Annotated in this window: 14 protein-coding genes; 13 read left to right on the top strand and 1 reads right to left on the bottom strand. The window is 35.1% G+C overall.

What is annotated here, in order from left to right:
• Positions 1-203: 203 nt before the first annotated feature.
• Positions 204-689, top strand: a complete 486-nt coding sequence (locus tag AC4J95_RS04335) for a hypothetical protein (RefSeq protein WP_494548741.1) — start codon at positions 204-206, stop codon at positions 687-689.
• 1,496 nt (positions 690-2,185) lie between these two features.
• Here AC4J95_RS04335 and AC4J95_RS04330 read toward each other — a convergent pair.
• On the bottom strand, positions 2,186-2,548 hold the full coding sequence (locus tag AC4J95_RS04330; protein WP_494548740.1) for a helix-turn-helix domain-containing protein: 363 nt from the start codon (positions 2,546-2,548) through the stop codon (positions 2,186-2,188).
• Positions 2,549-2,856: 308 nt separating this feature from the next.
• Between AC4J95_RS04330 and AC4J95_RS04325 the strand changes: the two genes are divergently transcribed.
• The 12 genes from AC4J95_RS04325 to AC4J95_RS04270 all read left to right on the top strand — a co-directional run bounded on the left by AC4J95_RS04325 (position 2,857) and on the right by AC4J95_RS04270 (position 12,821).
• Entirely contained in the window at positions 2,857-3,063 is a 207-nt protein-coding gene (locus tag AC4J95_RS04325; protein ID WP_216410589.1) for an XRE family transcriptional regulator, read from the top strand.
• Positions 3,063-3,623, top strand: coding sequence for a hypothetical protein (locus AC4J95_RS04320; protein WP_216410588.1), 561 nt, complete (start codon positions 3,063-3,065; stop codon positions 3,621-3,623). Before AC4J95_RS04325 ends, AC4J95_RS04320 begins: the two co-directional genes overlap by 1 nt.
• 28 nt (positions 3,624-3,651) lie before the next feature.
• On the top strand, positions 3,652-4,527 hold the full coding sequence (locus tag AC4J95_RS04315) for a LysM peptidoglycan-binding domain-containing protein (RefSeq protein ID WP_216410587.1): 876 nt from the start codon (positions 3,652-3,654) through the stop codon (positions 4,525-4,527).
• A gap of 166 nt (positions 4,528-4,693) precedes the next feature.
• On the top strand, positions 4,694-5,602 hold the full coding sequence (locus AC4J95_RS04310; protein ID WP_216410586.1) for a hypothetical protein: 909 nt from the start codon (positions 4,694-4,696) through the stop codon (positions 5,600-5,602).
• A 229-nt stretch (positions 5,603-5,831) separates the two neighbouring features.
• Entirely contained in the window at positions 5,832-7,055 is a 1,224-nt protein-coding gene (locus AC4J95_RS04305; protein ID WP_216410585.1) for a metallophosphoesterase family protein, read from the top strand.
• 2 nt (positions 7,056-7,057) lie between these two features.
• Positions 7,058-7,603 carry a metallophosphoesterase gene (locus AC4J95_RS04300; protein WP_216410584.1) on the top strand — a complete coding sequence of 182 codons (546 nt, stop codon included), beginning with the start codon at positions 7,058-7,060 and terminating at the stop codon, positions 7,601-7,603.
• A 155-nt stretch (positions 7,604-7,758) separates the two neighbouring features.
• Positions 7,759-8,325, top strand: a complete 567-nt coding sequence (locus AC4J95_RS04295; RefSeq protein ID WP_216410583.1) for a winged helix-turn-helix transcriptional regulator — start codon at positions 7,759-7,761, stop codon at positions 8,323-8,325.
• Positions 8,326-8,392: 67 nt separating this feature from the next.
• On the top strand, positions 8,393-9,067 hold the full coding sequence (locus AC4J95_RS04290) for a hypothetical protein (RefSeq protein WP_216410582.1): 675 nt from the start codon (positions 8,393-8,395) through the stop codon (positions 9,065-9,067).
• Entirely contained in the window at positions 9,064-9,282 is a 219-nt protein-coding gene (locus AC4J95_RS04285; protein WP_216410581.1) for a hypothetical protein, read from the top strand. The genes AC4J95_RS04290 and AC4J95_RS04285 overlap by 4 nt, the downstream gene beginning before the upstream one ends.
• A 231-nt stretch (positions 9,283-9,513) precedes the next feature.
• On the top strand, positions 9,514-10,296 hold the full coding sequence (locus AC4J95_RS04280) for a DeoR/GlpR family DNA-binding transcription regulator (protein ID WP_216410580.1): 783 nt from the start codon (positions 9,514-9,516) through the stop codon (positions 10,294-10,296).
• A gap of 158 nt (positions 10,297-10,454) precedes the next feature.
• Positions 10,455-11,384: a nucleoside hydrolase gene (locus AC4J95_RS04275; protein WP_216410579.1), complete on the top strand. Its 930-nt coding sequence runs from the start codon at positions 10,455-10,457 to the stop codon at positions 11,382-11,384.
• Positions 11,385-11,402: 18 nt separating this feature from the next.
• Positions 11,403-12,821 (top strand): PTS transporter subunit EIIC, encoded by a 1,419-nt coding sequence (locus AC4J95_RS04270; RefSeq protein ID WP_216410578.1) that lies wholly within the window; start codon positions 11,403-11,405, stop codon positions 12,819-12,821.
• Positions 12,822-12,877 lie beyond the last annotated feature (56 nt).

Genomic DNA, 12,877 nt, shown 5'->3' with positions numbered 1-12,877 from the left:
TTGTGCTTGAAAAGCCAAGTTACACATATATATACAAGGTCGAAAAGTGTGTCTTCGCACTTACTCACCTCCCCGTGATTTGTAGTGTATACAGGTTTCTTTAGGAATATTTTATTACAAAAAACAAGGTTCCGATAGGAACTCAGCACCTTTTCATCTGGTGTTGTGTCTTGAGCGGAATCGCGAAAGGAATGATTATATATATGAAAGATACAGGCGAGGAAAAATATTGTGATCCTATTAAGAGTATAAAATTCTCTAAAAGTTATCTAAGTAATATAAAAAAAATTGCAGAAACAGTTATTAATTATGATCCGGAGTTAACTGAAGAAATCTATAATGCTGAAAATGACAAAGCTAAAAAAATGTTTCGAGATATTAGACTTGATACTGACAAACAAAACATTCAAACTGGGGATATTGGGGATTATGTGATTTTAGTAGTGGCTAATATATTACGAGATGAAAAAAAGAAAATAAATTATGTTACCGGTAAAGGAAAGTATCTAAAAGCAAGTGATAAGTTGATATCAAAGGTTTTATTAAATGATAAAAATAAAGGAAATATTTCTGAATTTTGCAGGAATAACGGAATCCAAAGGAGCAAGTACTATAGAATACTTAAAAGAAATTTTAAGCACCAAAGTGATGTGGAACGAGTTAATAAGATTGCAGAGAGTGTAATATAAACTGTATAAGTAACCATTTATTCTTGGAAGATGGTTGCTTCTCGGTGTTTTATTATAGCTCGAATTTCTTTAAGCACTTTTGTCTAATTAGACAATAAAATCAATAATCTTCTGTCACAAATTTCAAGTGGAACTTAGCCACCTACTGAGATTCGCTTATTATTTAGTTTGTTATTTCTTTCATCCAATCTCGAATACGCCGAATATTTGCGAGGGAAATCTCTGCCAAGTGGGTGCCTTTGGGAATAAATCGCCAAATGATGCCATTGTGATTCTCATTTGTACCCTGTTTCCACGAAGCGCACAGATGAGTGAAGTATACAGACGTTACCTCTGACAAAAGTTTGGAGATGCTGAGAAAACTCAGTGCCATTGTCTGAAGTAATTGTTTGGAACAATAGCGCAAAGTCTTTGCCAGCGGCATCATGTAAGTTTTTAAGGGTACGATTCACAGGTTTCACGATTTGTCCATCAATTTTGATGATCATCTCGTAATGGGTTTTCCGTTCCGCCAAAGTCAAGAGGACATAGTCTTTGCCTGTTCACAGGGCAACCACTATATCGATTTCCCAGTGGCTAAATTCTTCTCGGCTATCCACCACGTCCGGTCGCTTTTCATCAGTTCGCCTAAAATTCGCTTGTTCTTGTTGTGCTTTCTTCGGGCTATGTCGCACTTTGAGGTATAAGTCAATATTACGAGTATCCATCAATTCGAGATCAATATAATGATACAAGAAGCTTGGAAGATATTCATAAGGAAGCGATTCTCACTTTTTGTACGTCCAACAACGGCATCTGGAGAGTAATTTTTAACTTTCATCATAAAATCCGCCTATCGAGCATAGTTAATGAACTAAAAGAACTAACGAATGAATCAGGTGAATTTCTACAAACGTTATATGGATGATTGATGAGAAGAAAAGACAATTAGATTGTTAAATTAATTTGAGGTTTTCAGTGTTTTTTTGTATTGGTATATGCAAACGAAAAAATAGGGAGCTTTTAATCGGCAGTTTTAATAGATTTAGTATAAACTTGCTAAAAATTTACATATTATTAAAGTCAGAGCCGAAAGTATTCATTAAATTGTAGCTAGTTTGGTAGTAGATTGAGCTAGTTTAGTAGTAGTTTGTCTTTATCTATCAATTAAGTGAGCTAGTTTAGCAGTAGATTGTGCTAATCTCGCACTAGATTTTATTATTCTCCTTTTAGAATATAAAATTGGTATATCTATCTCAAAGCTTCCCTCTAAAAATGACTAGCAATCTTCACATTCTGAAAGAGTGAAAGCGCTTCTTTTCTTCACACAAAGAAAGATTTTGATATCCAATAAATTCACACTAGGAAGAGTAACAAAAAAAGCCCTTAAACAAAGGCTTTTGAAGAGAATATGAAAGGTAAAAAAATGAGTGTGAGTAAATTTCACGCTTATTTTTTTCACAAACGAAAGAGATAAACATTTAGTACTTAGTGAAAGTTTCACATTTATTTGAATTCTATATTTGCTCAGTAGTATTCTTATTTCGATGTTCAACCAGAGCGCGGGCAGTAGCAAGTATCACTTGTCTCTCTGACTCGGAAAGAGTATTACCTTCATATGTCATAGTAATATTATTATCACTAATATCTATTTCTTCTGGGAGTTCTGAATTATTTACAGATGGATTATCCGTTCTTCCTAAAAGGTAATCCGTAGAGACATGGAAATAATCAGCGACCAGTTGTAATTTATCAGCTGTTGGGCTACTTTTTTTCCATTTATAAAAAAGGTTTTCTCCTAAGCTTAACTCTAAAGCTATTTGTTTTGGTGTTTTCCCACGTTTTTGAGCTAATTCTTTGATTTTATCAAAAGTCGTCATATTTCTCCTCCTGATAGATTACGGATTACGAAATATAATTGTAAAATATGATACTCATACATTTGACAAAAGTATCGAATTGGATTATATTTGTATCGTAAGCTAATTTAATAAGCTAACAAGCACAAGAAAAAGGCCTATAAAAATAAACAATTCGGCGTCGGCAAACTAAGAAATGTTGATTTAATAGAGTTGATTCTATGCTTATTTAACTACGAATAAATAGTATCCCATTGAATACAGACTGTCAATTGGAATTAGCTAATTATATTAGCTTACAAATCTATTGAGAAAGGGCAGGTTTTCTAATGTCACAACAATTGATCGAAGACATCAAGATACAATTAACATTAAAAAACAAAAGCCGTAGGTGGCTTGCAAAAAAATTAGGGATTTCTGCGGTGTATGCAAAAGAGATATTGGATGGGACAAAACCAGGAAGACCTCAAATTGAAAAGATGCAAGTTCTGTTAGCAGAACTGCAAGCAGGAAAATATGATCAGGAGGATAGCTAATGTCAGAACATACAATTAATTACAACAATTTGCAATATTTGGCGCTCATGCGATATGGACATCAAATCGGCTGTGGTTGGTACTCGATTTTAGTAAAAGCTGAGAAAGAACTGCTTGCACAAGGATACTCCATTACTGATGTTGAGAAAAAGGAAGGAGCTCTTTTGATTTCCTTAGATACAGACATGGAAAATCTGACATCTGAGGTACAGAATATTTTGTATGAGAGTGAGCTTACTAGTGAGACAACCTGTGAATGGTGTGGTATTTATACGGTTTCGCAAACAGTGATTGATAAGGAAACCTGTACGATTTGTGAAGGTTGTCAAGAAAATTGTGAGAGCTTAGTCGGAATTGAAAAACGAATGCTGCAACAAAGAATTCATAAACTTGAGCAGAAGATTCTAATTCAAAATAGGGCTTTGGAGAAGCAACAAAATCAAGCAGCATTTTTAAAAATGGAACTTGATCATTACAAAAAAGCAAATGAAAAACTGAAAAGCGGAACACGAAGGCCAGAAATTCGGGTGGTTACTTCAAATCGCCATGAAAAAAATTAGACCTAGTATAGATTAAGAGGGAGAGAATGTGAAAATGGGAAAACATAGTAAAAAAAGCAAAGTAGTTGAATATGGAAGAAGCACTAAGAAAAAAATTGGATATGTAACTTTATTCGGTACGGTTCTTTTAAGTAGTGGATTCTTAATGGGCGGACAGAATATTCAAGCATCTGAAACTGACGGTAAATGGGAGCCTCGATCCATCGAACAAATCAAAAAGGATGTCGCAGGAAAAAGTGAGTATACGATCGTTTGGGGCGACACATTGAGTGGGATTTCTCAAGCTACGAACTTAACAATGGAAAAGCTAGCTTCTTTGAATGGCATTGGTGATTACAATTTAATATATGCAGGTAATAAAATGATCTTTGAAGGAAATGCGGTCACCGTTCAAGATTCTAATGGAGTAGTAACAGATCGGCAAACGATTCAAGAATCAGATAAAGTAGTTCCTAACCAACCGGCAGGTCAATCAGTAGCACAAACTGAACATGCAGCTCCAGAGCAGCAATCACCAACTGTAGACAATACAGTAAACACAGGCGGTGGACAAACAGAGCAGCCAGCACCGACGCCTGAACAGCCGACAACACCATCAACACCAGAAGCTCCAGCAAATCCGACAACACCGTCTCAGCCTGAGCAACCAACAACGCCAGTTCAGCCAGAGACTCCAACACAGCCCGAAACACCAACGCAACCAGAACAACCTGCGGAACCGCAAATCAAATACACTGTTTGGTTTACAGTCTATGAAGGCGAGGATACTTCTAAAAATATCGTACGTGGAAGTCAATTTTTCGATACTGAAGCAGAAGCAACAGCATATATTGATAACTACGCTGACCAATTATTAATGCAGGGAATCGCAGGATCATACGGCGTAATGTCATGGGAAGTGTAACAATCATCTAAACGAATAAATGAATGAAAACACTTATTAGAGAAACAAATCTTCTAAGTGTTTTTCTTGTATAGAGAGAGTTGATTTAAAACGAGTAGTTGCTAACATACAATTAGCATATTGATTCAAAAATCAAACCTAGGCGTAAATTAATAAGGAGATCAAAATGAGGAAGAAAATTTTATTTTTTGTTGTGATTCTAAGTACTTTTCTATTTAGTGCTTGTCAAAAATCAGACTCTAATTCAAGTACAGAATCAACAGAACAGGCTAGCGAGAAAATGGGTAGTTCAAGTGTATCTGTATCACGAACTCGATCGACTTCTATCACTAGTGAAAATGAAAAGAATATTGCTAATCAAATAAATGACACACAAAATGAACTGACCAATGAAGAACTGGCAATTGCCTTGTTTCTATCAACCAATTTTCAAAACCGATCAATGGATGCAGCGATTACCGAACAAATCAATGCTTATGAAGAAGATACAGGATCTAGTTCTAAAATACAATTATCGAAAAGGATGCAGCCAGATATGATTGTAAGTTTTTCCTCAATGGGTTCAACGCAAAGAGTTCATTTCGAAGAAGATCTTCTAACTGTAACAGCGTATTCAAATTCTGGAGATGAATCAGTAGGAAAGTATAGTAAAAAGGAATTGAATCGAGAATTTGGAGAATATAAAAAACAATTGGCTATATTAGCTGAAAAAGCAGAAGCGTATTCCCCTTTAGAGGAATCATCTGAGGCAACTGAAAATTCTTCCGATACAACTGTCGATACTAAAAATCTAACTTCGCAGCAATTCAAAGATTGGGTCAGTGCAGTTTTAGATAAACAATTTAGTTTAGGTAGAACTTCTTTTCCGTATGATTTATTCTTAGAAAACCATGAAGGGTACGCCTATGTTCGAGTAAAACATAGCGAGTTACAAGTCGACACAATTACCATGTTCAGAATAAATAATGAAGGACTGTTAGAAGAAGAGGATAAATCAAATGGATATCCAGTATCTTATAGGGTGATGTCTTCAAAATTCATGGATACTTCTGATGTGAGTGTAATAAGGTATTAATAATATCAGAAGAGACACTAATGGATGGGGAATTCAAAAAGCTAATGTAAAGACAGTCTTTTCTATATTATAAATGGCATGTTTAGAATTCTAAAATACAGCATAATTAGCATGCTACGATAGCTGCTTGATTTTTGTCTTTATTTGGCCCCCACCTTTTTTATTCGCCTTTCTTTTAAACACTATCAACTGCCAAAATAAAAACTTGATTATGTAGGGGGAACGAATATTGAATCAATTTTCCGATCAATTATTACTTGCAGAAAAAATTGTTAAAAAAGTCCATGAAGGACAGAAAGATAAAGCAGGAGTAGACTATTTTGAACACGTAAAAACTGTTAGCAAAATGGGGAAGAATATAAACGAGCAAATCACTGGTTATCTTCACGATGTAATTGAAGACGGTGGACTATCATTGTCTGATCTAGATAACTATGGATTTTCAACTTTTATTCTGAACGCAGTTGAAGCAATCACTCGAAAGGATAACGAAAGTTGGAATGCCTATATTAGGCGGGTATGTGAAAACTCACTAGCAACAAAAGTTAAGCTTAATGATTTAACGCATAACAGCGATTTATCGCGAATTGGTCAACCCAAAAAGGTAGATTTTGATCGCGTAGAAAAATATAAACAAGCTATTTCTAAGTTAGAGAAAAAACTAGCTTCGCATAAAATCGTTTCAATTGATTTTGTCTCTGACCTACACATAAATCATTACGTGCAAATTTGCTCGTGTGACAGCCAATGGAAGCGGGAAACGAAAGAATTTATTTGGCAAAATTATTTAGTGGATCAAAAAAGTGAAGTCATTGTGTTAGCAGGTGACTACTCTGAAATCAATCGACAGTCAATTTGGCTAATTGAATCTTTTGCAGAAGCATATGACCATGTTTTAGTCGTTTTTGGTAACCATGATCATTATATGGTTGGAAAAGAAATGCTGGATGTATACGAGTGTTCTTCAGAGAATCGGGTCAGTGAGGTAGTAAACCATTTCAAAAATAGCCCCAATATTCACTTTTTGCAAAATAAAACCGTAGAAATTAGTGGTTTAACATTTGCTGGGTCAAGACTTTGGTACAATATTAAATCTGTTGAAAACTTAAAATTCTACAATTTACGATCAAACGATAGCAAGTACATTTTCCCTGATCCAAGCACTATTTATAAGAAATATCATGAAGCAGATATGGCTTTTTATGAAAGTTTAGAGCATGTGGACGTTATGATTACCCATGTACCACCAGTTATACCTCCGTCTGGCGGGAAGATTAGTGAGTTATATGTAACCCCAGTAAAAGAATTCAAATCGAAACATTGGATCTGCGGCCATCAGCACTTGGTAGAAAACTTCAAAATAGAGGATACCGTCTTCCATATGAATGCGGTGGGTTATCCATCAGAAGAGAATACACCTAGCATAAAAACATTCATTTGTGAGGAGGATTAGGAATGAAATTTTTTATTGCTGATTTACACTTTTATCACAAAAATGTGATTGACTTTTCTAATCGTCCATTTTCGAATACTGAAGAAATGAATGATGCACTGATCAAAAACTGGAACCGTGTTGTCAAATCTGACGACCAGATTTTTATTTTGGGAGATCTCTTTTATCACGCGACTGTCGATCAATGTAATAAAACGCTTAAGAAATTAAAAGGACGTAAATACCTAATCAAAGGAAATCATGAGAGCTATCTAAAACAAAAAGATTTTGACTTAACCGCGTTCGAATGGGTAAAAGACTATTATGAATTTAAAGAAGAAGGCAAAAAGTGGTGTCTTTTTCATTATCCGATTTTTGAATGGAACGGTGCTAAGAATGATTCATACCACTTATATGGGCACGTTCACAATAATACCCCAAAAATGTTTGAACAGGCTTTAGGACCGCTGGCTGTGAATGTCAGTGCTGACATGATTAACTTTACTCCAATTAGCAAGTACGAGCTTGAAGAACGAATAGCTCAACGAATCTGCCACCGAGCATGGTAAAGTGATTTAGATGCGTTAAAGTATGAACAGGTTTAGTTATTCGATCTGATGAAAAATGAAAAAGTTATAGCTGTATACAAGAAATTATTAGTTTACTTTCATATTACTCGATGGTATATCTAGGTAACCTAAGTATACCGAATGGAGACATTAGTATGACAGATGAAGAATTGAAACAGTTAATATCTTTAGGAGTTAAAATAAACGCAAGGATATCACAAGAGAAATTTCGAGGTGATATAAAAAATATTATACAAATTGATTTGGCACCGGAAAAGAAAACCAAAGAATATAAGAAAGTTGCAAAAGAACTTGCAAGAAGGTTATCAGAACGAGGGTTAGCCGAAGAAAAAATTATACCTTATGAGAAATTGAGTGAGATTGAAAAACAGGCTGTAATAATGATTCGAAATGATAGCAACCGAGACACAGAACATTTAAAAGGGGATTATGTTATTTCTAATTTTCTTGAAATTGAAAGAATAAAGCGTAATAAGAGTGTTCCACCACTGAAAAGGTTACAACTGAACGATAAGCAGATTTACCGAATTTTTCAACTGAATGCTCAGAAAGTATCCATTAGAGAAATAGCGAGTTCTATGGGTTTGAATAGAGGGACAGTCAATAAGGTCCTGAAAAAGGATTACATTGATAAAAGAGATATTGAACGGATTAGAGTTGCTGAAAAGAAAGTAGTTGAAAATCATAAAACAAAAAAGTAGATTGAGTGTTTAATGGTGTGTGTGGTATTAATTTAACGCTCTAAATTTTGAAACGGAGTGACAAAAAATGAAATCCAATGAATACGAAAACGAGTTACTGATGGCCAAGAAAATTGCAAAAACTGCACATAAAGGTCAATTGGATAAAGTAGGAGTCGCTTATTTTGAGCATGTAAAAGCAGTCGGAGAAGCTGGAGAAACAATCGAAGAAAAAATTGTTGGCTATTTACATGACGTTGTAGAAAATAGTGATATCACATTAGTAGATCTAGCCGCCCATGGTTTTTCAAGGAATACTTTGACTGCTGTAGATGCAATTACTCGTAGACAAGATGAAAGTTCTCGAAAGTATAATCAAAGAGTTGAGAGTAATCCTATTGCTGCGAAGGTAAAGTTGAATGCTTTGAAGTGCGATAGTGAGTTAGATCGAATTGATTCACCAAGTAAGAAGGAGTTATCTCAAAAAGAAAAATATAAAAATGCTGTAGATGACATGCTAAGAGATCAACTATTCGCTCATCTAAAAAAACTCGACAAGTTCCCTCCCATGAGATTTAAATTGGGTCAAAAAGTGAGAATTAAAGATAAAGAAAATCTTACAGGAATTATTTATGCAGCCGATTTTGGCGGGGCCATGGGATTTGATGTTCATACGTATGATGTAAAAATCAAAGATACACTGCATAAGCATATTCCTGAAGCACAACTAGAAGAGGTGGAACAAGAGGAGAGCGAATTATGAGTATACAAACCATAGTGGATGCAATCAATGATTATCAATATGAAAAAGGTCAAGAAAGTGGCATCCAACAGGATCAATTAATGTATACAGAAATCGTTGAAACAGGAGAAAACATTGTCAGTTTTGAGACAAGAGCTTATAGCAACGATACGAAGAAAGTTGAATTTTCAATAACAACAGAAAGAGGAAAAGTAATATCAATCAATGAACTATAGCAATTTTATTTTTTTCATAAAGCTTGAATTGTCAAATCAAATGCAACACTTTATCAAAGAAGACTTCATAAGTTGTTTTTCGAGAGTGTAATATAAATTGTGTAAGTAACTATTTTTGGGTTTTACCAAATTATTTTGCGTAAAAGTCAAATTCCTTATGATATAATAGAAAACGTACAAGTTATCAACTATTATTTTGGTTGATCATTCTTATATAATAGGGGTGTTTTGATGGGGAAAGTTACCTTACGAAGAAAGAAAATTATTGAAGTGTTAAGTAGTAATCCGATAATTTCTTTGACAGATTTAGCAACGCTATTGGATGTGACAACAGAAACTATCCGAAATGATTTGAAATCAGAATATTTAGTGGATAAGGTTGTTCAGGCACATGGTAGTGTGGCATTGGCCCATACAACAATTGCTAGAGATGTTCCCTATTCTTTTCGGAAGGAAGTCAATTCAGAAATAAAAAATAAAATTGCTGACCGAGCTTGTCAATTAATTTCTCCAGGGCAAGTTGTAGTCATTGAACATAATAGTATTTCTGTGCCGCTAGTTCATTTGCTTAGTCAAAATTCTGAACTGTTGAATAGTATTACGATAATTACTAATTCCTTTAGTATCATGCAGTATATTCAAGAAAAGCAACTGAGTATTCATGTGATTTTTCTAGGGGGGACATTTAGCCTTAAACAAGAAAACTCTTTTGGATCAACAACAGTAACACAAATGAAGAATTTAAGAGCCGATATTTCCTTTTTAAGTCCAAGCGCAATGAATGAGAGACTAGAGGTTACTGCATATAAGGAACAAGATGCAGAATTGCAGAAAGAGATTATGCGAAGCTGTAAAAAAAACGTGTTGCTAATTGAAAAAAATAAATACCCGGAGATTGCGATGTGGCGAGTGAACTTAGCAACGGATTATGATGAGATCATTACCGAAGTGTCTTTTGATACAAAACAAAAAGAATGCTTACTGCAGAACGATGTGCGACTTACTACAATCTAAATTTCTAAGAGGATAATTTGGAATATCCAATTTATTCTCTTTTTTTGCCAAAATATTTGGTATAAACAAAAAAAAAATTGACATTAACCAAAAATATGATAGTATTTGAAATGAAGAAAACGTTTTATTCGAAAAAAAGAGAAAGAGGTATCTCTAGTATGGAAAATAGCGAGATTATAAAAAAGTTGGAACGACCGCAAGGAAAGATTGATGTGGTTCTAGACACAGATACATTTAATGAGATTGATGATCAATATGCACTAGCATATATGATTCAGTCGCAAGATAAGTTCAATATTTTAGGAATTTATGCTGCCCCATTCTTTAATCACCATTCGGCAAGTCCGAAAGAAGGAATGGAAAAAAGTTACGATGAGATTTTAAATGTTTACAAGTTATTAAACCGTCCGGAATTTGAAACGATTACATTCAAAGGATCGACGGAATTTCTGACAGATTCAGAACCAAAGATGACGGATGCTGTAAAACATTTGATCGATACAGCATTGGATCATTCACCAGAGAATCCGTTATATGTGATTGGAATTGCTGCCGCAACAAATATCGCATCAGCAATTTTGCTAGAACCAAAAATTATCGATAATATAGTCGTTTTGTGGTTAGGTGGATTAGGATATGAATGGCATAACAATTTATCCTTTAACTGCCGCCAAGATTTAATTGCAGCAAGAGTATTATTAGATACGCCAATGCCATTAGTTCAGTTTCCTGGAATGGGTGTGATTTCCGCTTTTGCGACAACAGGCCCTGAATTGGAGTATTGGTTAAAAGGGAAGAACAGTTTTTGTGATTATATGGTTAATAAAACAGAAGAGGAGGCAAGAATTACGAATCTTAAAAATGGTGGGAAAGTTTGGTCTCGTGCATTATGGGATATCGTACCCATCGGTTGGCTATTGAGCGATGAATTTATGAAAGACAAACTTGTTTATAGCCCAATCATGCAAGATAATCACTATTACAGCTGGGATTTTAGAAGGCATTTTATCAAGTATGTCTATTTCGTTGAGCGCGATAAATTAATGGAAGATGTTTTTGAAAAGTTGGCGAACATTGAAACTATTTAGAAATGGAGGAGTTTTTTGATGGGGAAATATGAGAACCTAAATAACTTTATCATTGAAAATGTGGGTGGGGACGATAATATCTCTGCTCTGACACATTGTGTGACTCGACTACGCTTTACATTGAAGGATGAAAGCTTAGTAAATCGAGAAGCATTGGTAGGTCACAATGAAATTATGACGGCGCAAGCAGCGAATGGTCAATATCAAGTGGTTGTGGGAATGCAGGTTGATGATATTTATCAAGAAATGCTGCCTAAATTATCTATTTCAGGTTCAGCGCCTGAAAAGGAGAACGCTCAAGAAAAAAGTGGTGACAAAAAGACGCTATTGAATCGTTTTATCGATACTATAACTAAGATCATTACACCAACGCTTGGAGTTATGGTGGGGTGCTCATTGATACTGGGGGTACAGTCCCTCTTAGTGGCCTTTCATATCATCACACCTGGTGACGGAACGTTTGTCATTTTGAATGCGATAGGCTATGCACTATTCACTTTCTTTCCAATTATCTTAGGATATACTAGTGCCAAAACTTTCGATTCGGACCCATTTATCGGCATGATTGTTGGAGCGGCATTAGTTTTCCCGAATTTAGTAGCAGATCTAACTGGGTCGGACGTTCTTTATAAACTATTTGACGGAACCATTCTTCAAACCAACATTCATAGTAACTTCTTAGGCCTTCCAATTGTTTTCCCAGAGAATGGTTATACATCAACAGTCATCCCAATCATTCTTTCAATGTTTTTCTTATCTAAGTTAGAACGATTTGTAAAAGGTATTATTCCAAAATCGCTTCATTTTACATTTGTACCATTCTTTACATTGATACTTGGTGTTCCAGCAACAATTTTAGTGTTTGGTCCAATTGCAAATGTAGCAAGCAGCCTTATTTCTAGTGCAATTTTAGGCCTATTCAGCTTTTCGCCAATTATTGCAGCTTTGTTCATCGGAACGTTGTATACACCGTTAGTTATTCTAGGCCTGCATTGGCCGTTGGTTGCGATTGGAATTAATAATTTAGCAACAACTGGAACGGATTATTTACTTCCGATGATATTTACAGCACCTTTAGCACAGATGGCCGTTGTTTTTGCGGTTTATTTAAAAACGAAGAATCCTGAGGTGAAGAAAATCTGTGTTCCCGCGATGGTTTCTGACTTTTTCTGTATCATCGAGCCTTCAATCTATGGAATCACTTTGCCTGTGAAAAAGCGCTTCGTCTTCACTTGTGTGGGAACAGCAGTTGGTGCTCTGATTATTGCTATGGCTGATGTTCATAATTTTGCGAGTACCATTGGCGTCTTAGGTATTGGTGGTTTTATTAATCCACAAACCGGAGATACAAGCTTTGTGCTAATTGTTACTCTCGCAACATTAGCAACCATGGCTGTTTCATTCTTACTAACAATATTCACTTATTCAGAAGATTAGTTGATTAGCCGAGCAGGATGTTTCTTGCTTGGCTAATCTTGAAATTTGGATAGACA

The sequence above is a fragment of the Enterococcus sp. GPZ-007 genome (genome assembly GCF_059374735.1).
Note: the sequence above shows the minus strand (reverse complement) of the source record. Positions and strands in the feature narration are given on the sequence as shown.